Here is a 23,519-nt window from a genome sequence, read left to right as displayed (position 1 = left end):
GCCCGGCCGCCGGCCAGGTCGACGAATCGCTCGAGCTGCGGCTTGATCCGTTCCACCCGCGCACTGACCTCTTCGCGGGTCACGAAGTCGCGCTCGCTCGAGCGACCGCTGGGATCGCCGATCAGTCCGGTCGCACCGCCGGCCAGCACGATCGGACGATGCCCCGCCAGCTGAAATCGTCGCAGGGTGATCAGCTGGAGCAGGTTGCCCGCGTGCAGGCTCTCCGCGGTCGGGTCGAAGCCGCAGTAGAGCGTCACCGGACCGTCCGCGAGCTCTTTGCGAAGCGCGGCCTCGTCGGTGGTCTGGGCGATCAGCCCACGCCACGCGAGCTCGTCGAGGATGTCGGCGGTCACCCCGCCATTGTCTCAGGCGGTCCCCCGCCGCCGCGGCACGTGCGGACGAAACGCGGACACCGTTGCCGCCCCGTCGATCCAAAATCGGTACGGCCAGTCCGCCGCCGCGGAGATCCCGACGCGCGGGCCGACCCGGACCGCCTCGTCCGGTACGCCCGCACCCGCGTGCACGGTGATCGGCGACCCGGGCACTGTGACGTCGACGCCGTCGAACGCGCGGTCGACCGCGAGTGCCGTGCACAGCCGCGCCGGGCCACGGGCCAGGTCACGTGCCGCACGCGCAGCGGGTCGCCGCGCATGCGCGACGTCGAGCCCGTCGACGACCTCGCCGGCCCGAAGCAGCACGGCCGCGGCGGTTCCCTCTGGCGCGCACACGAGGTTCATGCAGTAGTGCATCCCGTAGGTGAAGTAGACGTAGGCGTGGCCGGGTGGCCCGAACATGACGGCGTTGCGCGGCGAAGGACCGCGGTACGCGTGCGACGCGGCGTCATTGGCTCCGTCGTACGCCTCGACCTCGGTGAGCCGGATCGACACTCCGCCCGCGCTGACGACGCAACCGAGCAGGTCGCGTGCCACCGCGAGCACCGGGCGGTCGTAGAACGACCGCGCGATCGGCCTCACGCGGTGCCGGACCACTCCTGATGCGCCTCGACCGTGGTTCGAAGCTCCGCGAGCTGCTCCGCGACCCGCGCGGGAGCGGTTCCGCCCCGCGCCGCCCGCGCGTCGAGTGCGCCCTGCACCGACAGCACCTCCCGCACGTCGGGGGTGAGGTGCGCGCTCACGGCCAGCAGCGCGTCGTCGGACACCTCCGGCAGATCGACGCCCTTGGACTCGCAGTACGCGACGAGCTCGCCGACCGCCTCGTGCGCCTCGCGGAACGGGACACCTCTGCGCACCAGGTGCTCGGCCACGTCGGTGGCGAGGGCGTAGCCGTCGGCGGCGGTCGCAGCGAGCCGCTCCACGTCCACGGTCATCGTCGCGACCATCCCCGCGACCGCGGGAAGCACCAGCAGCAGAGTGTCGACCGCGTCGAACACCGGCTCCTTGTCCTCCTGCAGGTCGCGGTCGTAGGCGAGGGGCAGGCCCTTGAGCATCGTGAGGATGGCCGTGAGGTCGCCGACCAGCCGGCCCGCCTTGCCACGCGCGAGCTCAGCGACGTCGGGGTTCTTCTTCTGCGGCATGATCGAGGAGCCGGTGCTGAACGTGTCGTCGAGCTGCACCCACCGGAACTCGCTCGTGGCCCACAGGACGACCTCTTCCCCGAGCCGCGACAGGTGTACGCCGATCAGAGCGGCGCAGAACAGGAACTCCGCGGCGAAGTCGCGATCGCTGACCGCGTCGAGTGAGTTGGCCGCGGCCCTCGCGAAGCCGAGCTCTGCGGCGACGGCATCCGGATCCAGCGGCAGCGAGGATCCGGCCAGCGCGCCCGAGCCGAGCGGGCTGACCGACGTCCGGATGTCCCAGTCCTCGAGCCGGGAGACATCACGGGCGAAGGCCTGCACGTGCGCGAGCAGCTGATGCGCGAAGACGATCGGCTGGGCGTGCTGCATGTGTGTCAGGCCGGGCGCCGGCGCCTCGAGCGTCAGCTCGGCTTGCGCCATCAACGCCAGCTCCAGCTCGGCGATGCGTCCCACGATCTGCCGCACGTGGTCACGCAGGTACAGCCGAAGGTCGGTCGCGATCTGGTCGTTGCGGCTGCGTCCGGCCCGCAGCTTGCCGCCCAGCGAACCGACCCGCTCGAGCAGCCCTCGCTCCAGCGCGGTGTGCACGTCCTCGTCCTCCGCGCCGGGCTTGAACGTCCCGTCTCGCGCGTCGCGATCCAGGTCGTCGAGCGCGGTGAGCAGCCGGCTGCACTCGGCGTCGTCGAGCAGGCCGGCGCGGTGCAGCACCCGGGCGTGGGCGCGCGAAGCGAGCAGGTCGTAGGGCGCGAGCCGCCAGTCGAAGTGCACGCTCATCGACAGCCGAGCGAGCGCCTCCGCCGGGCCTCCGGCGAAACGCCCGCCCCACAGCCGGGTGGGCGGAGAGGTCTCCGACACGTCAGCCAAGCCGCTGGTCGCCCGGCGTCGCCAGCCGCTGATCGCGTTGTGCCGCGATCTTGGTCGGCAGGCCCCACAGCTCGACGAAACCCTTCGCCAAGCGCTGGTCGAAGGTGTCCTCCGCGTCGTAGGTCGCCAGGTTGTAGTCGTAGAGCGAAGCCTGGCTGCGGCGGCCGGTCACGACCGCGCGGCCGCCGTGCAGCACCATCCGGATGTCGCCGCTGACGTGCTTGGACGCCTCATCGATGTAGGCGTCGAGTGAGCGCCGCAACGGGGAGAACCACAGCCCGTCGTACACCAGCTCCGTCCAGCGCCGCTCCACCGACTTCTTGAAGCGCGCGGTCTCCTTCTCCATCGTCAGGTCCTCGAGGTGCTTGTGGGCCTCGATCAACGCCAGCGCGCCAGGAGCTTCATAGACCTCGCGGCTCTTGATCCCGACGAGGCGGTCCTCGACCATGTCGAGCCGACCGACGCCCTGGCCGCCGGCGCGCTTGTTGAGCTGCTCGATGGCCTCGAGCATCGTCACTGGCTGGCCGTCGATCGCGGTCGGTGCGCCGTCGACGAAGGTGATCACGACCTCATCCGCCTCGCGAGCGACCGAGGGGTCGGCGGTGTAGGAGTACACGTCCTCGATGGGCGCGTTCCAGACGTCCTCCAGGAAGCCGGTTTCGACGGCACGACCCCAGACATTCTGGTCGATCGAGTACGGCGACTTCTTTGTCACGTCGATGGGCAGGTTCTGCTCCTCGGCGAACGCGATCGCCTTGTCGCGCGTCATGCCGGAGTCGCGCACCGGAGCCGTGACCTTCAGGTCGGGCGCGAGCGCGGCGATGCCGACCTCGAAGCGGACCTGGTCGTTCCCCTTGCCGGTGCAGCCGTGGCTGATGATGTTGGCGCCGTGCTTGCGCGCAGCGTCGACCATGTGCTTGACGATCACCGGCCGCGACAGCGCCGAGACCAGCGGGTAGCGGTCCATGTAGAGGGCGTTCGCCCTCAGCGCGGGCAGGCAGTACTCCTCGGCGAACTCGCTGCGAGCGTCGACGACGACGGCCTCGACCGCGCCGCATGCCAGGGCGCGCTGCCGGATGACGTCGAGGTCCTCGCCCCCCTGTCCGACGTCCGCGGCGACGGCGATCACCTCGGCACCGGTCTCGGCGGCGATCCAGCCGATGGCCACGGAGGTGTCGAGGCCGCCGGAATAGGCGAGTACGACGCGGTCGGTCATCTGGGTGAGCTCCTGTCAGGTGTCGTGTCGAACATCAAGTCTTCACTCTCCGGCCATCCGGCGCAGCCGCTCGGCGAGCTTCTGACCGCCGCGAGGGTCGCGGGCGATGAGCAGCACGGTGTCGTCTCCTGCCACCGTGCCGAGCACGTCCGGCATCGCCGCGCGGTCGATCGCCGACGCGAGCAGGTGCGCCCCGCCGGGGGGTGTGCGCGCCACCACGAGATTGGCGCTGGCCTCCGCCGAGACCAGCAGCTCTGCCGCCAGCCGCGACACCCGGCCGTCCTTCGCGTCTGAAAGAGCGCGAAGCACCGGTCCGGGGGCCTCATCGCCCAGCGAGTACACCGTGCCGCCCGCCGGGTGTCTCAGCTTCGCGGCGCCGAGCTCGTCCAGGTCGCGCGACAACGTCGCCTGCGTGACGACCAGGCCTTCGTCGGCCAGCAGCCGCGCAAGCTCGGTCTGCGAGCGCACCTCATGCGCACGCAGCACCGCTGCGATCCGGGACTGCCGGGCGATCTTGGTGTGCGGGCTGGCCTGCTCGCGGGGTCTCGCCGTCGTCATCGCGGCACCCCGTTCCCGATCAGGAAGGCCAGCAACGCCTTCTGCGCGTGCAGCCGGTTCTCCGCTTGGTCGAACACGATGCTCGCCGGGCCGTCCATGACCTCCGCCGAGATCTCCTCGCCGCGATGCGCCGGAAGGCAGTGCATGACCACGGCGTCGTCGGCCGCTGCGGCGAGCTTCGCGGCATCCAGCGTGTACGGCGCGAAGGCCTCGAGGCGATTGGCCGCGTCGTCCTCCTGACCCATCGACGCCCAGACGTCGGTGTAGAGGACGTCTGCGCCGGTCGCCGCCGCGACCGGGTCCGTGAGCACGCTGACGCTCCCACCGCTCGCCTTCGCCAGGAGCTCGGCGCGGGAGACGATCCCGGGATCAGGCAGGTAGCCGTCGGGACAGCCGGTACGCACGTGCATCCCCGCCATCGCGCCGCCGAGCAGCAGCGAGTGCGCCATGTTGTTGCCATCGCCGAGATAGGCGAGCGTCACTCCCGACAGACCGCCTTTGTGCTCGCGGACCGTCTGCAGGTCGGCGAGCACCTGGCAGGGATGAGCCAAGTCCGTGAGCGCGTTCACGACCGGCACCGACGCAGCCGCCGCGAGCGCCTCGATGCGGTCCTGCCCGAACGTCCTGATGACGATCGCGTCGACGTAGCGAGACAGCACCCGAGCGGTGTCTTCGATCGTCTCGCCACGGCCGAGCTGAGTGCTCCGGGAGTCGATGACCACCGGGTGGCCACCGAGCTCGGCGATACCCACCTCGAACGACAACCGGGTCCGGGTCGAAGGCTTCTCGAAGATCACCGCCACCGACCGCGGCCCGGCAAGTGGTTGCTCCGCGCAGCGATCCGCCTTCATCCGGGCAGCCGTGTCGAGCACCGCGAGCTGCTCGTCGGCCGTCAGGTCGTCGTCGATGAGGAAGTGCCGAAGGCCTGCCATCACTTCACCTCCGGCCGGGTCACGGGCCCACCCGTGACCTCCGCGATTCGAGCCAGCAGTTGCGCAACCGCGAACGGCTTCGGGATCACGTTGTCCGCGCCGATCATGGCGGCCAGCGCCGGTACGGCGTCGAGCTTGCCCGTGACGATCAGCACCGGGAGGTCTGCGGTTGCCGGGTCGGCCTGGAGCTCTTCGAGCACGCGGATCCCGCCGAGGTCCGGCATCATCACGTCCAGCAGCACCAGCGCGGGGCGGTTCGCGGCGACCTTCACCAGCCCCCCGATGCCGTCCGATGCCGTCGTGACGGCGTAGCCCTCGCCCTGCAACAGCGACTCGAGCAAACCGCGGACGCTGGGATCGTCCTCGACCACCAGGATCTGTGTCGCGGTCATGCGGTCTCCCCCATCACTTTGCCCGCCGCGTCGAGGATGGCCGGCAACGCGGCCGTGAACGATGCGGCCTCGGCAGCGGTCAGGATCAACGGTGGCGCGAGCCGGACGGCGTCCGGTCCCGTCGCGTTGACCAGGAAGCCGGCGTCGCGTGCCGCCGCCTCGATGGCCGAGGCGCCACCGCTGGTCTCCAGACCCAGCCACAGACCGCGGCCGCGCACGCCGGTGAGCAACTCGCCGGCGCACCCGGCGAGCTCGGCCTTCCACTGCTTGCCGACCGTCTCGACCTGCTCGAGCAGCCCGTTGTCGGCGATGACGTCGATGACGGCGAGCGCCGCGGCGCAGGAGACGGGGTTGCCACCGAACGTCGACCCGTGATCACCGCGCTGCAGCGCCTCGGCTGCCTCGCCGGTGCCCAGACACGCGCCGACCGGCAGTCCGCCGCCGAGGCCCTTCGCCACGGTCACGAGGTCGGGAACGATGCCTTCGTGCTGATGCGCGAACCACTTGCCGGTCCGGCCGATGCCGCCCTGCACCTCGTCAACCGCCAGCAGGGCGCCGGCGGCGTCGCAGGCCGCGCGGGCCTGCCGGAGATAACCGTCGGGCGGCGGGATCACGCCTGCTTCGCCCAGCGTCGGCTCGAGGAAGACCGCCGCGGTGCGCTCGTCCACGGCGGCCGACAGCGCGGCGGCGTCGCCGTACGGCACGAAGTCCACGTCGATGCCGAACGGGCCGAACGGCTCGCGAATCGCGGCCTTCCCGGTCAGAGCGAGCGCCCCGAGCGTGCGGCCGTGGAAGGACGACTCGGCGGCCACGAACCTGCGCCGGCCGGGCCGGGCGCGCAGCGCGGTCTTGATCGCCGCCTCGTTGGCAGTGGCGCCGTCATTGCTGAGGAAGACCCTGACGCCGGGTACGCCGATCAGCGCGGCGAGCCGTTCGGCGAGTGCAAGCGCAGGCGGGTTGATGAAGAGGTTGGAGGTGTGCGCCAGCGTGGAGACCTGGTCGGTCACGGCCTTGACGACCGCAGGATGGGCGTGGCCGAGCGAGGAGACGGCGATGCCGGCAATCAGGTCGAGGTATTCCCGCCCGTCCGCGTCGGTCACCGTCGTACCTGAGCCGCTGACGAGGGCAAGGTGCGGCGAACCGTAGTTGCGCATCATGACGGCGTCCCAGCGCTGCCGGAACTCGGCGTTGCCCGTCATCACGCAGTCACCATCGTGCCGACCCCGGAGTCGGTCAGGAGCTCGAGGAGGAGCGCGTGCGGCACGCGCCCGTCGAGGACATGAGCCGCTGCGACGCCACCCCGCACCGCGCGAAGGCACGCCTCCATCTTCGGAATCATTCCCTCGGACAAGGTGGGCAGCATCGTCGCGAGCTCATCGGCCCGCAGACTGCTGATGACCTCGCTGCTGTTCGGCCAGTCGGCGTAGAGCCCCTCGACGTCGGTGAGGACGACGAGCTTCTGGGCACTGACCGCGACGGCAACGGCCGCTGACGCCGTGTCGGCGTTGACGTTGTAGACCTCTCCGTTCGCACCACGGCAGACACTGGCCACAACCGGGATCCGGCCGTCCGTCAGCAGCCCTTCGAGCACGCCCGCGTCCACGTAGTCGACGTCACCGACCAACCCGATGTCGACCTCTTCGCCCTCGACGATGCCCGGCCGCCGCGACGCGGTCATCAGCCGCGCGTCCTCGCCGGACAAGCCGACCGCGAACGGGCCGTGCGCGTTGAGCAGGCCGACGATCTCGCGCTGCACCTGGCCGACCAGCACCATGCGGACGACGTCCATCGTCTCCGGCGTCGTCACCCGCAACCCACCGGCGAACTTCTGCTCGATGCCGAGCCGGTCGAGGTGGGCGTTGATCTGCGGGCCGCCGCCGTGCACGACGACCACCCGGACGCCGGCGTAGCGCAGGAACACGACGTCCTGCGCAAAGGCCTCCCGCAGCGGCTGGTCGGTCATCGCGTGCCCGCCGTACTTCACCACCACGGTCTTGCCGTGGAACTGCTCCAGCCACGGCAGCGCTTCGACCAGGGCTGCCGCGCGCGACTGGAGGTCGATCTTGCGGTTCATTCGCCGCCCCCGCAAAGCGGTGAGCGAAGCAAGGACCTCCGTTGCGACTTCATGTCGAGTACGCCGAGTTCTCGTGGACGTATTCAGCGGTGAGGTCACTGGTCCAGACCGTCGCGGACTCGCTACCGGCCTTCAGATCCACCACGATCGAGATCTCCCGCCCGCTCATGTCGACCGTCGCCGGATCCGCACCCGGCGCGCTGTCCCGGCAGACCCAGACGCCGTTGATCGCCGCGTCGAGAGTCAGCTCGTCGTAGGCCGCGTCGGTCGTGCCCACCGCAGCGAGGATCCGGCCCCAGTTGGGGTCCTCGCCGTGCAACGCGCACTTGAGCAGGTTGCTACGCGAGACCGCTCGCGCCACCTCGAGGGCATCTGCCTCGCTCGCCGCCCCACGGACCTCGACCTCGATGTCCTTGCTGGCGCCTTCAGCGTCCGCGATGAGTTGACGCGCCAACGACGAGCACACCTCGAACACTGCGGCGTCGAGGGCGCCCTGGCTCGGCGCGACACCCGAAGCGCCGCTGGCGAGAAGCAGAACCGTGTCGTTCGTCGACATGCAGCCGTCGGAGTCGATGCGATCGAAGGTCAGTGCGGTCGCCCTGCGCAGCGACCGTTCCAGGGTCTCGGGATCGGCCACCGCATCGGTCGTGACGACGCACAGCATGGTCGCGAGCGCGGGGGCGAGCATGCCGGCGCCTTTCGCCATGCCGCCCACCGACCACCCCTCGCCGGACGAGGTCGCCTCCTTCGTGACCGTGTCGGTGGTGCGAATCGCGTCCGCCGCGTCGTGGCCGCCGTCGGCGCTCAACGCCGCAACGGCCGCGGCGACACCGCCGCGCAACGTGTCCAGCGGCGGCGGCTCGCCGATCTTGCCGGTGGAGCACACCGCGATCTCACCCGCGCCAACCCCCAACGCCTCGGCAACCGCCTCTGCGGTCGAGTGCGAGATCTGGAAGCCGGCCGGACCGGTGCACGCGTTGGCGTACTTCGAGTTCAGGACGACCGCCTTGACCTCGCCGCCCACGAGGACCTGCTGGGTCCAGATGACCGGGGCGGCCTTGACCCGGTTCGCTGTGACGACGCCGGCCGCAGCAGACTGCGGTCCGTCGTTGACCACCAGCGCCAGGTCGCGCCCGCTGTCCTTCAGCCCGCACAACACCCCGGCAGCCCGGAATCCCTTCGGTGCGGTGACGCTCACGGCGCCACGCCGTTCACCGGCAAGCCCGTCGTCTCCGGCAGGCCGAGCATCAGGTTGGCGTTCTGAATCGCCTGACCTGCGGCGCCTTTTCCGAGGTTGTCGAGCGCGACGAGCACGACGGCCCGCCCAGCATCGGTGTCGGCGGCCACCTGAAGGTGTGCGCTGTTCGAACCCGACGTGGCACCCGTGTGCGGGAGCTGTCCTTCGGGCAGCAGCGTGACGAACGGCTCCCCGTCGTAGCAGGCAAACGCTGCCCGCAGCTGCGCCTCACCCACCCCTGGCCTCAGCCGGGCGGTGCAGGTGGCCAGGATGCCGCGCGGCATCGGGACGAGCATCGGGGTGAAGGAGAGGCTGACCTCGCTGCCTGCGATCGCGCGCAACGACTGCCTGATCTCGGCGATGTGGCGATGCGCGCCGCCGACTTTGTAGGCGGACAGGTCCCCCATCACCTCGGTCGCAAGCTGCTCGACGACCGGACTGCGTCCGGCGCCACTCGTGCCGCTGCCGGCGACCACGACGAGGTCGACCGGCTCCACCAGCTCCGCCGCGATCAGCGGTGCCAGCCCCAGCTGTACGGCCGTTGCGTAGCAGCCCGGGTTCGCGACCCGCAGCTTGCCGGAGATCGCGTCTCTCGCCCCTGGCAGCTCCGGAAGCCCGTACGTCCAGGTGCCCGGATGGTCACCGCCGTACCAGCGCCGCCAGTCGGCGGCGTCGGCCAGCCGATAGTCGGCGCCGATGTCCACGATGTAGGTGTCCGGGGACAGCGCAGCGACGACCGGGCCCGTCGCGCCATGTGGCAGGGCAAGGAAGACGAGGTCGGCCTCGCGGAGCTCCGGCGCGCTCGCGTCGACCAGCACGCGCTCAGCAAGTGTGACGAGCTGCGGATGGAGCTCGCCGAGGCGCCGCCCGGCGTTGCCTCCCGCGACGAGTGCTCCCACTTCGAAGCTCGGGTGGGCGTCGAGCAACCGCAACAGCTCGCCGCCGGCGTACCCGCTCGCGCCGACGACAGCGGCCTGCACACCCACGTCCCGGCCCTACCCTCCGACTCTCGCGTCGCACCGACGCTGGTTTTCCGAGGCTACTGCATTGCCATCCAGGTAGGCGAGTGGATATGCGACGCAGGTCAGCTACGAAGCTCCGCACCGAAACGGTCTGCGGCCGCCGCGACGGCTCGGTCGCGTGCTGCCGCCACCTCCTCCGCGGCCAGCGTGCGGTCGGCGGCACGCAGCCGCAGCGCGAAGGCCATCGATTTGCGGCCCGCGCCGACTTGGACGCCCTGGTAGACGTCGAAGAGCCGGATCGCTTCGAGAAGCTCACCCGCCCCGTCTCGCAACGCCTGCTCGAGGTCGGCAGCGGCGACGGTCTCGGCGACGGTGACCGCGACATCGATCGTGGCCGCGGGGTAGGCAGAGACCACCGGGGCCGCCTGCACCGGCAGTGCTGCGTCGAGCAGCGCGTCGAGGGACAGCTCCACCGCGACCGCACGGGCAGGAAGCCCGAACGCCTCGATCACCCGCGGGTGCAGCTCACCGCCGTGACCGATCAGCGTGCCGTCGACCGACAGCGAGGCGCAGCGCCCCGGGTGGAACGGCGCGTGGCGGTCATCGGCGACGGTGACGGGGAAACCGAGCTCGTCACCGAGCAGCCGAGCCACGTCGATCGCATCGGACCAGGCAGCCGCGCGGCCCGGTCCCCACCAGCCCCCCGGGTCACGTTGTCCCGCGAGCACCGCGGCGATGCGGCCGGGCTGGTCCGGAAGCGCGGCGTCGAGAGCAGCGAGGTCGTCATCGCTCGGCCGAACCGCCGCCGGGAGGACCGGCGCAGCGCCCGCATCTCGGTTGCGGAACACCGGCCCGGTCTCGAACAACGCGACGTCGTGCATGCCACGCCCCACGTTCCGGGCGACCGCGGCGAACAGCCCCGGCAGCAGGCTCGCCCGCAGGAACGGCTCCGCGTCGGAGACCGGGTTCGCGATCCGCACCGACGGAATGCGGCCGTCGCCAGGCTCGAGCATGAGGGCGGCAGCGGTCTCCGGGCCGACGAACGGCGAGCACAACACCTCGGTGTAACCGGCGCCGGCCATTGCGCGCCCGATCACGCGCCGCAACCGCTGCGCGTGGGTCAGCCCGCTGCCGGCGGTCGCCCGTGGCAGGGTCGATGGCAGGCCCGCGTAGCCCTCGAGGCGGACTACCTCCTCGACCAGGTCGACGTCGAGGCGAAGGTCCGGCCGCCACGACGGCGGACGCACGGTCAGCTCCCCGCCGTCACGTTCCGCCACCTCGCAACCGATCTGTGAGAGGCGTCGCACGACGGTCTCGGTCGGGTAGACGACGCCCGCGATGCGACTCGGCAGCGCGGCGTCGATCGTGATCACCTCAGCCGGCGTGCGGTCGTCGACGTCGGTCACCTCGCCGGTACGACGAGCGGCGCCGAGCTCGACAAGCAGCGAGACGGCGAGCTCCGCAGCAGCCGGCGCCAGCTCCTGGTCGACTCCGCGCTCGAAGCGGCGGGACGCCTCCGAGCCCAGCCGGTGGCGGCGCGCGGTGTAGGCCACCGTCGTCGGCTCGAAGTGGGCGGATTCCAGCAGGACGTCACGCGTCGAGCCGGTGATCTCGGTCGCGGCGCCGCCCATCACCCCCGCAAGCGCGATCGGACCGCTGTCGTCGGCGATCACGAGGTCGCGCGGATCGAGGTCTCGATCGACGTCGTCGAGGGTGCGCAACCGCTCGCCCGCCATGGCACGCCGCACCACGATCGCTCCCCTGAGGGAGGCCCGGTCGAAGGCGTGGGTGGGCTGCCCGACCGCGAGCATGACGTAGTTGGTGACGTCGACCATCAGGGAGATCGGCCGCATCCCGCCCTGCACGAGCCTGCGTTGCAACCACGCGGGCGAGTCGACCGTCGGGTCGAGATCGGCGAGGGCGACCGCGAGGTAGCGGTCACAGCCGGCGTCCTCGAGCCGCACCTGATGCCCGGGGCCGCTCGGACTCGGCAACGTCGACGCGGCGGGATCGCGAAAGGCGGTGTCGTAGGCGATCGCCACCTCACGGGCGACACCGCGGATCGACAGGGCGTATCCACGGTCCGGGTTGATCGAGATGTCGAGGATGTCCTCGCGCAGGCCGAGTGAGTCGACGACGTCGCTGCCGAGCTCGACGTCCGGCGACAGGATCAGGATGCCGCTGTGGTCGTCCGAGATGGCGAGCTCGCGGCCCGAGCAGATCATCCCGTCCGAGAGGTGCCCGTACGCCTCTCGTGCCTCGATCCGGAAGTCACCCGGCAGTGTCGCGGGCGGCCGGGCGTAGGCAATGACGTCGCCCACCGCGAAGTTCGTCGCACCGCAGATCACCTGCCGCTGGTCGGCGCCGTCGGACAGGGTCACCCACCGGATCGGCTTCTTGAATCCGGCCAGCTCCTCGATCGCGAGGACCTTCGCCGCAACCACGCCGTCGATGCCCTCGCCTTGGCGTTCGATTCGCTCCACTTGCAGCCCTGCCGCGGTGAGCCGTTCCGCGACCACACGCGCCGTGACGTCGGCGGGGAGCTCGACGTACTCACGCAGCCAGGACAGAGGGGCGAGCATCAGCTCTCACGCCCCAACGCGGCGGTGACACGTACGTCGCCTTCGACGAGGTCGCGGATGTCCTTCATGTCGTGGCGCGACATCAGTGTGCGCTCGAGACCCATCCCGAAGGCGAAACCGGTGAAGCGCTTCGGGTCGACGCCGGCCGACGCGAGCACGGACGGATGCACCATGCCGCTGCCGCCCCACTCGACCCAACCTTCGGAACGGCAGGTGTGACAGCGCGCAGCGCCGGGCTCGGTCGAGGTCCCGTGACACACCCAGCACTGCAGGTCCACGTCCGCCGACGGCTCGGTGAAGGGATAGTGGTCGGGCCGCAGCCGAGTCCGCGCCTGCGCACCGAACATCGCGCGCGCGAGCGCGTCGAGGGTGCCGCGCAGGTCCCCCATCGTGAGGCCCTCGTCGACCGCGAGCCCCTCGAGCTGGTGAAAGACCGCACTATGTGTGGCGTCGAGCGCCTCCTGGCGGTACACCCGACCAGGCACTGCGACGTAGCAGGGCGCCCCACGGGCGAGAAGCGCCCGGATCTGGACCGGAGAGGTCTGGGTACGAAGGAGCACACCCGCTTCCGGCGGGTCGATCCACAACGTGTCCTGCGTCTCGCGCGCCGGGTGTGCGGGCGGGATGTTGAGCGCGTCGAAGTTGTACCAGGCAGCCTCGACCTCAGGCCCTTCGGCGATCTCCCAGCCCATCGCGACGAAGACGTCGGCCACGCGCTCCTGAATCACGGTGAGCGGGTGGCGACCGCCCCGGAATCGGCGCTCCGACGGCAGGGTGACGTCGACCGCCTCCTCGATCAGCACGCGCTCGTCACGATCGCGTTCGAGCAGGTCGTGGCGCTCGTCGTAGGCCGCCGTGATCGCCGCCAGCGCCTCGTTGACCCGCCGGCCGGCGTCGGCGCGGGCCTGGGGCGGCAGCGCACCCAGCTCGCGGCGCGCGAGCGCTACGTCGGAGCGTGGTCCGAGATGCGCCGCGTGTGCGGCCGCGAGGGCGTCGAGGTCCGACGCGGCCGAGAACGCACCTAGGGCGGCTTGGACGGCGCTCGACAGTTCGTCGTCGGACAGCGCAGCCACTTCCTTGGGGTCGTACTGGGAGTTGGGTCCGGACATCTTCAGCTCGGCGTGATTCTAGTGAGCGGCGCTCCGGCGCCTTACGGCCAAACCAGCCTGCTGCCGCGGTACAGCGACGCGACGATCGCGGTGTTCTCCACCTCTGACAGCGGCGGGACGGACTTGGCCAAGCCGAATCTCGTCACCTCAGCGGCCTCCGGCGCCCATTCGGTGGCGCTCTGCACACCTATTCCGCGCCCGGGCAACGTGTGGCGTCGCGACAGCGCGGCCTCGAGCCGCCAGACGGCGCGCTCGTGACTGACCGAGAACTCGGCCCCGGCACTAGCCGCGTACCCCTGCTCGATCGCGACACACGACGCCTGGTGGGTCTCGCAATAGTCGAAGGCGTGCAGATCGGCACGCATGAAGTCGGCAACCGCAGCGGGATGCGCCGCGAGGAAGCCCGTGTTGAAGAACACCACGTTGTAGGTGCCCTTCACTCCGAACTCGGCCGGGGTGAACTCGTTGAACTTCGCATGCTCCGCGCGCAGCGTGAGGGGCTCGTTCGACTGGTAGCAGCCGACGGAGTCGAGCCGGCCTTGCACGATCTGGTTCGGGTCGAAGTCGGGGGTGTTGACCAGCTTCACCCGATCCAGGTCGACGCCCGCCGCCCGCAGCATCTCGAGGTCAGGTGCCTCTTCGACGAAGTGGTAGCCGAGCGTGTGGCCCTCGAGGTCAGTGAGCGTCGTGAACTGGGGCTTGGTGATGATGCAGTAGTCCGACGTGTCGCCGTACGTCGCCACGGCCGTGACGTGAGACCCGTTGGAGGCAAGGACCAGGAAGTCCGCCGCGGAACCCGTGCTCGTGGTCGTCGCCGTCCCCGCCGACACCAGCTCCGCCGAGTTCTGCGCGCTCGTGACGAAGCGCACCTTCAGGCAAAGATCGGCGAAGTAGCCGAGCTTGTCCGCCGCGAACACCTCGATGATCCCTGCCGACGCGTCGAAGCCGAAGGGCGAGACGTAGGTGATCGTGCCGGCGTCGCGGTTCGCCGCGCACCGGGCCGCGCTGACCAGGCCGTGGCTGGCCGTGCCCGACGTTGAGCCGCCGCTACAGCCGGCCAGGGCCCCGACCGCGGCCAGTCCGGCGCAGGCGAGCGACGCCACTTTGGTGCGCATCACGCACGACCTCCCACGACCCTGCGGCCCTGCCGGCGAAGAGTCAGCCGCTCGGTGATGACGACCACGAGGAACAGCGCCACCCCCAGCGCCGCGAGGACCACAACGGCGGCGTAGAGGGTCCCGAGGTCACCGAGCGACGCAGCGGTGACGACCAGGGTGCCCAAGCCTTTCGCCTCCCCCGCTGCTACGAACTCGGCGACCACCGCGCCGACCAGACTCAGCGGCAGGCAGATTCGCGCAGCCGCAAACAGGTACGGCAGGCTACTCGGCAGGCGGATCCGCCAGAGCACCTCGGTCCGGGTCGCATCGAGCGTGGCCGCGACGTCGAGCACCTGCGGGTCGACGTCGCGCAGCCCGGCGAGCACGTTGACGAGGAACGGGAAGAACACCAGCAGGGCCGCGATGACGAACTTCGGCGTCATCCCGAATCCGAGCGCCACCACGAGCGCCGGCGCGATCGCGACGAGCGGGGTGACGTTCAGAACCACCGCGATCGGCATGATCGCCCGCTCCACGACTCGTACGTAGAACATCAGCACCGCGAGCGCGAATGCGGCGCCCATCCCGATCACGCCGCCGACGACCGCTTCCTCGAGGGTCGTCACCGCATTTCGCACGAACAGGGTCGGCTCGTGGTGGAGCCGAGAGCCGACCTTCGACAACCGTGGCAAGACGTACGGATGATGGTCGGCGTACACCTGCCACAGCAGAAGCAGCACCGCGATCGCCACGACCGCCGGCAGCCATGCACTGAGCCGAAGCTTCCTCATCGCGATCGGCTCTCGACGCCACGCCGCAGCTCCAGGCGCACCTGCCGTTCGAGCTTCTGGAACTGTGTCGTCGTCTCGACCAGGTCGCCGCGGGGCCGGTCGAGCGGGATGTCGATCTCGCTCTGAATGCCATGCGTCACCGCGGACATCACCACGACTCGATCGGAGAGCAGCACCGCCTCAGACACCGAGTGTGTGACGAACAGAACCGTCTTGCCGCTCTGCTGCCACGCGGTCAGCAGCTCGTGGCGAAGCGTCTCACGGGTGAGCTCGTCGACCGCCGCGAACGGCTCGTCCATCAGCAGCACGGGCGGGTCGAGGACGAAGGCACGGGCGATCGCGACTCGCTGCTGCATGCCGCCGGACAGCTCGTGTGGCATCAGGTCCGCGACGCCTTCCAGGCCGAGAGCGGCAAGCAGCTGGTGGGCGTCCGGTGGGCGCGACGGCGAGTGCCGTCGGTTGACCTGGAGCGGGAACCGCACGTTGTCGAGCACGGACCGCCACGGGAGCAGCGCCGGGGACTGGGGCACGAGGCCGATCTGCTTGGCCGCAACGGCTTGCGACACCGGTCGGTCGAACAGCGTGACGCTGCCGCTGTCGGGCGTTGCCAACCCGGCGACCAACCGCAGCAACGTCGTCTTGCCGCAGCCGCTCGGACCGATCACGGTGACGAACTCGCCGCGCCCAATCGTCAGGCTCAGGTCGTCGAGCACCTCGACGTCGTCCGGCTCACGCCGGTACGCCTTGAAGACGTTGCGGAAGGCGATCGCCGTTTCGCCGGCCGAGCCTCAGCCCTCCGGGTGCGCAGGTGCACCGACCGGCAGCGCGAAGCCGATCGCGGCACCACCGTTGGCGGCCCGGCCTGCTTCGATGACCCCGCCGTGCGCCTCGACGATGCCCTTCGCGATGAACAAGCCGAGACCGGTCCCGCCGCGTCGGGCGTCGCGCCAGAACTTGGTGAAGATTCGCGGCAGCGCCTCGGCAGCGATGCCTTCGCCCTCGTCGGAAACCGTCAGGCGCGCCCCGTCAGGCTCGGCCGCGAGCTGGACCGTCACGGTGCCCGCCCCGTGGCGCAGCGCGTTCTCGATGACGTTGCCGATCACCTGACCGATCTTGTCGGGATCAGCCCACACTTCGGGGACGTCGTCCTTCTCGACCACGAAGCGGCTCTCCGCCTCGCCGGCCGCGATCCGGCCCGCGACGTCACGCTCGACCAACGCTCGGAGGTCGACGAGCTGCTTGTGCAGCTCGAGGCGCCCCGACTCGATGCGAGAGACGTCGAGCAGCTCGCTGATCAAGCGGGTCAGCCGATCGGCGTCGGCGTTGATCGTGCGGAGCATGTGCAAGCGCTGTTCGTCGGTGAAGCGCTCCCACTTGCTGATCAGCGTCGCGGTGAAGCCCTTCACTCCGGTCAACGGCGACCGGAGCTCGTGTGCGACGACGGACACCAACTCGGTGCCGCTGCGCTCGGTGCGGGCGCGCGCCTTCGTGTCGCGAAGCGACACGACCAGCGAGGTCACCCGTCGGTTCTCGTCGCGCTGGTAGGCCGCCGTCACCAGGAAGGTCTCGTCGGGCCGCCCGGGGCGGCTCAGCGTGAGCCATCGCTCCGGCTGGCGTACCCGGGTCGGCAAGCCGTCGTACGGACGGCTGCACTCCCACCAGTCGCGACCCTGCGGATCGATGAGCGGGAGGACCTCCGCGAGCGGACGTCCGACCCATCCGCCGGAAGTGGCGCCGAGCAGCCGGTTCGCCGCAGCGTTGACGTCGACGACGATCCCGTCGGCGTCAGCCACGACGACGCCGTCGGGCAGCGCGTCGTACGCCGACCCGGTGCCGCCCCGCTCAGGCACGTCCCCGCCTCCCTGGTCCGACCTCAGAGCCTAGGACCTCCCGCGGATCGTTGAGCGTGAGCGGAGGCGTAGAGGCAGATGGCGGCCGCCGCAGCGAGGTTCAGGCTCTCGGCGCGGCCGTGGATCGGGATGCGGACCACCCGGTCGGCGCGATCCAGCAGCTCGCGGGGCAGGCCGTGGGCCTCGCTCCCGAACAGCCAGGCCGTCGGCGAGACCAGATCGCCACTGTCGATGAGCTCGTCGAGGTCGGCGTCACCGTCAGCGGCCGTGGCGAGGATCTGGCACCCGGCATCGCGTAGCTCGTCGACCAGGCTGTCCGTCTGGCGCCCCACGACGAGCGGGAGGTTGAACACGCTCCCGGCGCTCGCCCGCACCGACTTGCCCGACCAGACGTCGACCGACCGCGCCCCGAGGGCGACAACGGCGGCACCGGCGGCGTCGCCGTTGCGAATCACGGTGCCGGCATTTCCCGGGTCGGCACAGTCGTGGAGCACGACCGCGAGCCGCGGTGAATCGGGCAGCGGCGGCGGGTCGGGCAGCTCGACGACGGCAACGACACCCTGCGGCGTCGTGGTCTCCCCGACGGCGCGCATCGCCCGCTCGCCGACCGTGTGAATCGTGACACCGGCGCGCGCCAAGCCGCGCATCAGCTCAGGCTCGCGCGCCGCTGCGGGGTCGGTGACGAAAGCCTCACGAACGGTGAAGCCGGCGTCGAGCGCCGCCAAGACCGCGTGGACTCCCTCGGCGAGGAATGCGCCGGCTGCCCGGCGTCCGCGCGCGTTGTGGAGCTGCCGGGCGGCGACGATCCGCGGGTTGCGCGGCGAGTCGATCGCGTCCGGCGTACCGGCGGGCACCGGCGCCGAGCGTTACGCGGCGGAGCCGGCGGCGCTGCCCGTCGCGGGCAGGTTGGCGCGGGCAAGCTCCACGAGAGCGGCGAACGACGCCTCGTCCGACACCGCGAGCTCCGCGAGGTTCTTGCGGTCCACCTCGACACCGGCCGCCTTCAGACCCTGGATGAACCGGTTGTAGGTCATCCCGTTGGCCCGCGCCGCCGCGTTGATCCGCTGGATCCACAGCTGCCGGAAGTCACCCTTGCGGGCGCGCCGGTCGCGGTAGGCATAGTTCATCGAGTGGAGCATCTGCTCCTTGGCCTTGCGGTAGAGCCGCGACCGCTGACCGCGGTAGCCGCTCGCCCGCTCGAGGACGACTCGACGCTTCTTGTGGGCGTTGACCGCCCGCTTCACCCGTGCCACGGGACTCTCCTTGAAAGATCAGGCCTCGGCTCGTAGCCGAGGAAGACAACGGAATGGCGCGTTCGCGCCGGGGAGACGACGCGCGCCTAACGTCCGAGCAGCTTGTTGGCCTTCTTGGTGTCGGCTGCCGACATGACCTCTTCGTTGGCAAGGCGGCGGGTTCGTACCGACGACTTGTGCTCGAGCAGGTGGTTGCGGTTGGCGCGCCGGTGCATGAGCTTGCCGGAACCGGTCACGCGGAACCGCTTCTTCGACCCGCTGTGCGTCTTCATCTTGGGCATTGCTGCCTGTCTCCTACCTCGTTGTCGGTGCTAGACCGCAGCTTGCTCGGGAGCCTCGGGCCCAGCGTCGGCGTTGCTGGCCGCCTCGCTGTCCGCCCGCCGTGCTCGTGCCGGCTGCGCCTGGTGCTTTCGGTGCGGGGCCATCACCATGATCATGTTGCGGCCGTCCTGCTTGGGCGACGCCTCGACGTACCCGAGCTCTTCGACGTCCGCGGCAAGTCGCTGCAGCAGCCGGAAGCCCAGTTCGGGGCGGGACTGCTCGCGGCCGCGGAACATGATCGTGATCTTGACCTTGTCTCCTGCCTTGAGGAACCGCACCACGTGACCCTTCTTGGTCTCGTAGTCGTGCGGATCGATCTTCGGCCGGAGCTTCATCTCCTTGATGATCGTGTGCGACTGGTTGCGTCGCGCCTCCCGCGCTTTCTGCGCGTTCTCGTACTTCCACTTGCCGTAGTCCATGAGCTTGCAGACCGGAGGACGGGCCTCGGCGGCTACCTCGACCAGGTCGAGATCTGCCTCCTGGGCCAGTCGCAGCGCGTCGCCGATGGCGACGATGCCGACCTGCTCACCGTTCGGACCGACCAGGCGCACCTCGGGGACGCGAATCCGGTCGTTGATACGGGGTTCGACGCTGATGGGACCTCCACGTTTGGGTTGGCTTCCGCGAGGCCTTCACGGGAAAGGCCCCGCACGACGCGCATGCGAGGCCTCGACGACAACGGCGGACCCCACCACCGAAATCTGCTCCCCGGCGGTGCGGCGACCGGTGACCCGTCAATCCGCGGACCGAACGGGTGGGAGTTGAGGCTCCACTTGCAAGTAGGCGATTTCCACCCACTAGTCGCAGCAAACAGCGTACCAGGCCTTTCCCTCGGTGATCTTGACGCTTTCGGCCTGTTGACCACCTCATGGGGCCGAAAACGTCAAGATCAGCGGGGTGGGGGCGCTCAGGCGGCGCGGCGCATTTCCCGGCGTACCTGGTCGACGATCAGCCCAGGCGCGTTGAAGTAATCCTCCGCGCTCACCACGATGACGGTCCAGCCCAGCGCACGAAGCCGATCCCGCCGGCGATCGTCTTCGCGTCGCTGCTCCCAGTGCAGTGCGCCGTCGTACTCGATCGCCAGCTTGATCCCGACGTAGGCGAGGTCGAGGCGGGCGACGAAGCTGCCGGCAACGTCGCGTACGACGTGCTGCGCGGTCGGTCGCGGCAGTCCCGCGGACGTGAGCAGGTGCCGCACCCGGGTTTCCATCGCAGACTCGGACAGCGGTTCGATCGTCCGGATCAGCTGGTCGACCCGAGTCACGTTGCGGATGCCGCGATGACAGTTGCGGTAAGTGCTGAGCTCCTCCACGGTGAGCAGGCCCTGGCCGACCAGCGCGTCGGCGACGACGAGCGCCTCGACCGGGGACAGCCAGCGGGCGCAGTCGTACACCGTGCGGACCGGCGTGGTCAGCAGTACGCCGTTGAACAGGTCCAGATCAGCAGCCGTCACCGTGATCTCGCGAGTGAAGCATCCCCGACGGGTCCGCAGCCGGCTGCCGGTCGGGCAGCCGACCCAGACCAGCTGCCAGCGCCGGTCACGGGCGTCGATCCCGTACATCCACGCCGCAGTCAGGCCGCACACGAACGCGTGCTTGCCGAGGACGAGCCGGACCGCCTCGACGCGGGTCTCCCGGTTGTCGGGGACGTCCTCGTGAACCCATACCTCCCGGAACACATGTCGCCACGGCCCTCGCCGCAGTGCGGAGTCGCTGACCCCGGCGACGGCAGCTTCGGCGGAGGTGAAGGGCGCGTGGGTCAAGGCCAATGGCACGTACGGCGTCGGAGGCACCGCGACAGCATCGACAGTTCGGCCGCGCGGCGGCGCCGGCCATCCACAGGCCTGGCCATACCCGCGGTGATCTTGACGTTTTCGGCCCGATGAGGCGGCTTTCAGGCCGAAAACGTCAAGATCACCGGGGGTGTTATTCGACGATTTTGGCGATGGGGAGTTCGAGGATGTCCCGCGCTCCGGCTGCCTTCAGCGCAGGGATCAGCTCGTTGACGCCCTGTTTGGGTACGACGGTCCCGAGCGCGTACCCACCCCCGGCGAGCTGCGTCTGCGTCGGTGAGCTCATCGACGGCAGCTGGGCCAGCACGGCGCTGAGGTCGCCTTCGGAGACGTTCAGCATCAGGTAGACCGTCCCCCGGGCCCGGATCGCCCCCTGCAGCAGCAGCGCGATGTCCTCCATCGCGGCGCGCTTCTCCGGATCGGCGTAGGCCTGCGGGTTCGCGATGAGCTCGGTACGGGAGGTCAGCAGCGTCTCGAGGATCCGCAGCCCGTGCGCGCGAAGCGACGAGCCGGTCTCGGTCACGTCGACGATCGCGTCGACGATGTCGGGCACCTTGGCCTCAGTGGCGCCGTACGACGGCACGATGACCGCGTTGACGCCGGCATCGGCGAAGAACCGCCGGGTGAGCTCGGGGTATTCGGTCGAGACCCGTACGCCGTCGGGAAGCTGCGCCCCCGTCTGCGCCGGGTGGTCGGCAGGGACGGCAAGGATGATCCGGACCGGGTTCGAGGTCGCCTTCGAGTACTCGAGCTCACACACCGATTCGACCTTCGCCGAGGTCTCGGTGATCCAGTCACGACCGGTGATGCCGAGGTCGAAGAGCCCTTCCTCGACGTAGCGCGGGATCTCCTGCGGCCGCAGGAACATCACGCGGTCGACCCGGGGATCGGAGATGCCCGCGCGGTAGTCGCGGTCGGACCCGCGCCGCACGGCCAGGTCGGCAGCGTCGAACAGTTCGAGGGTCGCCTTCTCCAGCGAACCCTTGGGAAGCACGAGCGAGAGCACGGTGATGGCCTTTCGAAGAGGACAGGACAGGGCGCCGAGATGCGGGCGGAGCGGTCAGCGACCGTCCGCCGGTGCATGGCGGTGGGCGCGGATCGCCCGCAGCACCAGCGCCGTCTCGACCGCAGCCATCGCGGCCTCCCGTCCCTTGTCCTCGCTCGACCCAGGCAGTCCCGCCCGGTCGATTGCCTGCGCAGTGGTGTCGCAGGTCAGCAACCCGAAGCCTACCGGGACGCCGGTGTCGGTCGCGATCCGCGACAGGCCGTCGGTAGCCGCCGAGCACACGTACTCGAAGTGCGGTGTGCCGCCACGGATGACAACGCCCAGCGCCACGACGGCGTCATGTTCTGCGGCGAGGTCGCGGGCTATGACGGGCAGCTCGAACGCACCGGGCGCCCGACAGACGTACGGCGCATCGACTTGCGCGTCCTCGAGGCCGCGCAGGGCGCCGGCGAGCAGCGCATCAGTGATCTCGCTGTGCCAGCGAGCCGCAACGACGGCCACCCGCAGACCGCTGCCGTCGGGCACCTCCTCGATCGGCGCTCCGCTGCCGCTCATTCGGCCTCCTCCACCGGTGTCGCTAACGGCGAGAGCGCGTAGGCCATCCGAACGGCGCTGCGGTAGAGGTCCGGCGCCGCGCGGACCGCGCTCTCCGCTACGGCCGCGGGAAGTACGTCGGCACTCGCCTCGGTCAGCTCCTCTTCGACGACAGCCGGCAGCCCGGGGATGTCGTGGCCCATCCGATCGCGCTTGGTCGTGAGGTAGCGCAGGTTCTCCGGTGTCACCCGCACCGGAAGCGGGACGCGGGCAATGATCGACAGGTCGTAGCCCTCCAGGCCCGCACGCTTCTCGGGGTTGTTCGTCAACAGCCGCATGGAGCGAACTCCGAGGCTCGACAAGATCTGCGCGCCCGTGCCGTAGTCCCGCGCGTCCGCCGGCAGCCCGAGGGACACGTTGGCATCGACGGTGTCCTGACCCTGGTCCTGGAGCTGGTAGGCCTGCAGCTTGTGCATCAGCCCGATGCCGCGCCCCTCGTGGCCGCGGACGTAGAGGACCACTCCCCTGCCCTCCGCGGCGACGGCCGCCAGCGCCGCGTCGAGCTGCGGGCCGCAGTCGCAGCGACGGCTGCCGAACACGTCACCGGTGAGGCATTCGGAGTGGACCCGCACGAGCACATCCTCGCCGTCGCCGATGTCCCCCCGGACCAGGGCGACGTGCTCGATGCCGTCGACCAGGCTGCGGAAGCCCACCGCGCGGAACTCGCCGTGGTTGGTGGGTATGCGGGCGTCCGCGACCTGCTCGACCTGGCTCTCGGTACGACGGCGGTAGGCGATCAGGTCGGCGATCGCGATCAGCGCGAGATCGTGCTCGGCCGCGAAGACCTCGAGCTCGTCGAGCCGCGCCATGCCTTCGACGTCCTTCTCGCTGACGATCTCGCAGAGCACCCCGGCCGGCCGCAGGCCGGCGAGCCGGCACAGGTCGATGGTTGCCTCCGTGTGCCCCGCCCGACGGATCACGCCACCGTCTTTGGCCCGTAGCGGAACCACGTGACCGGGACGGGTGAAGTCCGCCGGGGTGGAGTTCGGGTCCGCGAGCGCGCGCATGGTCAAGGCACGGTCGTGAGCAGAGATCCCGGTGGTGGTGCCTTCGATCAGGTCGACCGTCACGGCGTACGCCGTCCCACGCCGGTCCTGGTTCGTGTGGTACATCGGCGGCAGGTCGAGGCGGTCGCAGTCGGCCTCGGTCAACGGCACGCAGATGTAGCCGGAGGTGTAGCGCACCATGAACGCGACCAGTTCGGGCGTGGCCATCTCGGCGGCGAAGATCAGGTCGCCTTCGTTCTCCCGGTCCGCGTCGTCGACGACGATCACCGGCTTCCCGGCGGCCATGTCGGCGATCGCGCGTTCCACCTCGCTGAAGCCCGCCACCGGCTGATGTCCTCCTGACCTACC

25 protein-coding genes are annotated in these 23,519 nt (G+C 70.2%); all 25 read right to left on the bottom strand.

The annotated features are described in order from the left end of the window. The coding region (tyrS, locus tag VG899_07230; protein HWA66145.1) for a tyrosine--tRNA ligase at positions 1–353 on the bottom strand (353 nt) is incomplete at its 3' end. Positions 354–365: 12 nt separating this feature from the next. Beyond that, positions 366–974, bottom strand: coding sequence for a DNA-3-methyladenine glycosylase (locus tag VG899_07225; GenBank protein HWA66144.1), 609 nt, complete (start codon positions 972–974; stop codon positions 366–368). Next, positions 971–2,389 (bottom strand): argininosuccinate lyase, encoded by a 1,419-nt coding sequence (argH, locus tag VG899_07220; GenBank protein HWA66143.1) that lies wholly within the window; start codon positions 2,387–2,389, stop codon positions 971–973. Before argH ends, VG899_07225 begins: the two co-directional genes overlap by 4 nt. A 1-nt stretch (position 2,390) precedes the next feature. Continuing rightward, positions 2,391–3,614: an argininosuccinate synthase gene (locus tag VG899_07215; GenBank protein ID HWA66142.1), complete on the bottom strand. Its 1,224-nt coding sequence runs from the start codon at positions 3,612–3,614 to the stop codon at positions 2,391–2,393. 42 nt (positions 3,615–3,656) lie between these two features. Beyond that, the gene (locus VG899_07210) at positions 3,657–4,172 is read right to left on the bottom strand and encodes an arginine repressor (GenBank protein HWA66141.1); all 516 of its coding nucleotides are present in this window, start codon (positions 4,170–4,172) and stop codon (positions 3,657–3,659) included. Then, positions 4,169–5,104, bottom strand: a complete 936-nt coding sequence (gene argF / locus VG899_07205) for an ornithine carbamoyltransferase (protein HWA66140.1) — start codon at positions 5,102–5,104, stop codon at positions 4,169–4,171. The genes VG899_07210 and argF overlap by 4 nt, the downstream gene beginning before the upstream one ends. Next, positions 5,104–5,496 (bottom strand): response regulator, encoded by a 393-nt coding sequence (locus VG899_07200; protein ID HWA66139.1) that lies wholly within the window; start codon positions 5,494–5,496, stop codon positions 5,104–5,106. Before VG899_07200 ends, argF begins: the two co-directional genes overlap by 1 nt. Next, entirely contained in the window at positions 5,493–6,695 is a 1,203-nt protein-coding gene (locus VG899_07195; protein ID HWA66138.1) for an acetylornithine transaminase, read from the bottom strand. Before VG899_07195 ends, VG899_07200 begins: the two co-directional genes overlap by 4 nt. Further along, positions 6,695–7,570, bottom strand: a complete 876-nt coding sequence (gene argB / locus VG899_07190) for an acetylglutamate kinase (protein ID HWA66137.1) — start codon at positions 7,568–7,570, stop codon at positions 6,695–6,697. The genes VG899_07195 and argB overlap by 1 nt, the downstream gene beginning before the upstream one ends. A gap of 49 nt (positions 7,571–7,619) precedes the next feature. Then, the gene (gene argJ, locus VG899_07185) at positions 7,620–8,768 is read right to left on the bottom strand and encodes a bifunctional glutamate N-acetyltransferase/amino-acid acetyltransferase ArgJ (GenBank protein HWA66136.1); all 1,149 of its coding nucleotides are present in this window, start codon (positions 8,766–8,768) and stop codon (positions 7,620–7,622) included. Continuing rightward, on the bottom strand, positions 8,765–9,793 hold the full coding sequence (gene argC, locus VG899_07180) for an N-acetyl-gamma-glutamyl-phosphate reductase (GenBank protein HWA66135.1): 1,029 nt from the start codon (positions 9,791–9,793) through the stop codon (positions 8,765–8,767). The genes argJ and argC overlap by 4 nt, the downstream gene beginning before the upstream one ends. A 98-nt stretch (positions 9,794–9,891) precedes the next feature. Further along, the gene (pheT, locus tag VG899_07175) at positions 9,892–12,351 is read right to left on the bottom strand and encodes a phenylalanine--tRNA ligase subunit beta (GenBank protein ID HWA66134.1); all 2,460 of its coding nucleotides are present in this window, start codon (positions 12,349–12,351) and stop codon (positions 9,892–9,894) included. Continuing rightward, entirely contained in the window at positions 12,351–13,460 is a 1,110-nt protein-coding gene (gene pheS / locus VG899_07170) for a phenylalanine--tRNA ligase subunit alpha (GenBank protein ID HWA66133.1), read from the bottom strand. The genes pheT and pheS overlap by 1 nt, the downstream gene beginning before the upstream one ends. A gap of 41 nt (positions 13,461–13,501) precedes the next feature. Beyond that, positions 13,502–14,575, bottom strand: a complete 1,074-nt coding sequence (locus tag VG899_07165; GenBank protein ID HWA66132.1) for an ABC transporter substrate-binding protein — start codon at positions 14,573–14,575, stop codon at positions 13,502–13,504. Beyond that, positions 14,575–15,348, bottom strand: a complete 774-nt coding sequence (locus VG899_07160) for an ABC transporter permease (protein HWA66131.1) — start codon at positions 15,346–15,348, stop codon at positions 14,575–14,577. The genes VG899_07165 and VG899_07160 overlap by 1 nt, the downstream gene beginning before the upstream one ends. Next, positions 15,345–16,061 carry an ABC transporter ATP-binding protein gene (locus tag VG899_07155; GenBank protein ID HWA66130.1) on the bottom strand — a complete coding sequence of 239 codons (717 nt, stop codon included), beginning with the start codon at positions 16,059–16,061 and terminating at the stop codon, positions 15,345–15,347. Before VG899_07155 ends, VG899_07160 begins: the two co-directional genes overlap by 4 nt. 75 nt (positions 16,062–16,136) lie before the next feature. Then, positions 16,137–17,198 carry an ATP-binding protein gene (locus VG899_07150; GenBank protein HWA66129.1) on the bottom strand — a complete coding sequence of 354 codons (1,062 nt, stop codon included), beginning with the start codon at positions 17,196–17,198 and terminating at the stop codon, positions 16,137–16,139. Positions 17,199–17,221: 23 nt separating this feature from the next. Beyond that, positions 17,222–18,028, bottom strand: coding sequence for an RNA methyltransferase (locus VG899_07145; protein ID HWA66128.1), 807 nt, complete (start codon positions 18,026–18,028; stop codon positions 17,222–17,224). Between the two features lie 36 nt (positions 18,029–18,064). Beyond that, positions 18,065–18,451 (bottom strand): 50S ribosomal protein L20, encoded by a 387-nt coding sequence (gene rplT / locus VG899_07140; protein ID HWA66127.1) that lies wholly within the window; start codon positions 18,449–18,451, stop codon positions 18,065–18,067. A gap of 86 nt (positions 18,452–18,537) precedes the next feature. Beyond that, positions 18,538–18,732 carry a 50S ribosomal protein L35 gene (gene rpmI, locus VG899_07135; protein HWA66126.1) on the bottom strand — a complete coding sequence of 65 codons (195 nt, stop codon included), beginning with the start codon at positions 18,730–18,732 and terminating at the stop codon, positions 18,538–18,540. A 30-nt stretch (positions 18,733–18,762) separates the two neighbouring features. Beyond that, complete coding sequence (gene infC, locus VG899_07130; GenBank protein ID HWA66125.1) at positions 18,763–19,368, bottom strand: translation initiation factor IF-3; 606 nt, start codon at positions 19,366–19,368, stop codon at positions 18,763–18,765. Between the two features lie 311 nt (positions 19,369–19,679). Further along, positions 19,680–20,564, bottom strand: coding sequence for a DUF559 domain-containing protein (locus VG899_07125; GenBank protein HWA66124.1), 885 nt, complete (start codon positions 20,562–20,564; stop codon positions 19,680–19,682). A gap of 133 nt (positions 20,565–20,697) precedes the next feature. Next, on the bottom strand, positions 20,698–21,570 hold the full coding sequence (gene hisG, locus VG899_07120) for an ATP phosphoribosyltransferase (protein HWA66123.1): 873 nt from the start codon (positions 21,568–21,570) through the stop codon (positions 20,698–20,700). Between the two features lie 54 nt (positions 21,571–21,624). Then, positions 21,625–22,125 (bottom strand): 6,7-dimethyl-8-ribityllumazine synthase, encoded by a 501-nt coding sequence (gene ribH, locus VG899_07115; protein ID HWA66122.1) that lies wholly within the window; start codon positions 22,123–22,125, stop codon positions 21,625–21,627. Then, the gene (locus VG899_07110) at positions 22,122–23,495 is read right to left on the bottom strand and encodes a bifunctional 3,4-dihydroxy-2-butanone-4-phosphate synthase/GTP cyclohydrolase II (protein HWA66121.1); all 1,374 of its coding nucleotides are present in this window, start codon (positions 23,493–23,495) and stop codon (positions 22,122–22,124) included. Before VG899_07110 ends, ribH begins: the two co-directional genes overlap by 4 nt. Positions 23,496–23,519 lie beyond the last annotated feature (24 nt).

Source organism: Mycobacteriales bacterium, from assembly GCA_035550055.1.
In the GTDB taxonomy this organism is placed as follows: Bacteria; Actinomycetota; Actinomycetes; order JAFAQI01; family JAFAQI01; genus DASZTV01.
Note: the sequence above shows the minus strand (reverse complement) of the source record. Positions and strands in the feature narration are given on the sequence as shown.

Excerpts from the sequence above, each read along its gene's own strand:
- VG899_07215 (HWA66142.1), bottom strand. The coding sequence starts at position 3,614 with ATGACCGACCGCGTCGTACTCGCCTATTCCGGCGGCCTCGACACCTCC.
- VG899_07210 (HWA66141.1), bottom strand. The coding sequence starts at position 4,172 with ATGACGACGGCGAGACCCCGCGAGCAGGCCAGCCCGCACACCAAGATC.
- argF (HWA66140.1), bottom strand. The coding sequence starts at position 5,104 with ATGGCAGGCCTTCGGCACTTCCTCATCGACGACGACCTGACGGCCGAC.
- VG899_07200 (HWA66139.1), bottom strand. The coding sequence starts at position 5,496 with ATGACCGCGACACAGATCCTGGTGGTCGAGGACGATCCCAGCGTCCGC.
- VG899_07195 (HWA66138.1), bottom strand. The coding sequence starts at position 6,695 with ATGACGGGCAACGCCGAGTTCCGGCAGCGCTGGGACGCCGTCATGATG.
- argB (HWA66137.1), bottom strand. The coding sequence starts at position 7,570 with ATGAACCGCAAGATCGACCTCCAGTCGCGCGCGGCAGCCCTGGTCGAA.
- pheT (HWA66134.1), bottom strand. The coding sequence starts at position 12,351 with ATGCTCGCCCCTCTGTCCTGGCTGCGTGAGTACGTCGAGCTCCCCGCC.
- pheS (HWA66133.1), bottom strand. The coding sequence starts at position 13,460 with ATGTCCGGACCCAACTCCCAGTACGACCCCAAGGAAGTGGCTGCGCTG.
- VG899_07165 (HWA66132.1), bottom strand. The coding sequence starts at position 14,575 with ATGCGCACCAAAGTGGCGTCGCTCGCCTGCGCCGGACTGGCCGCGGTC.
- VG899_07160 (HWA66131.1), bottom strand. The coding sequence starts at position 15,348 with ATGAGGAAGCTTCGGCTCAGTGCATGGCTGCCGGCGGTCGTGGCGATC.
- rpmI (HWA66126.1), bottom strand. The coding sequence starts at position 18,732 with ATGCCCAAGATGAAGACGCACAGCGGGTCGAAGAAGCGGTTCCGCGTG.
- ribH (HWA66122.1), bottom strand. The coding sequence starts at position 22,125 with ATGAGCGGCAGCGGAGCGCCGATCGAGGAGGTGCCCGACGGCAGCGGT.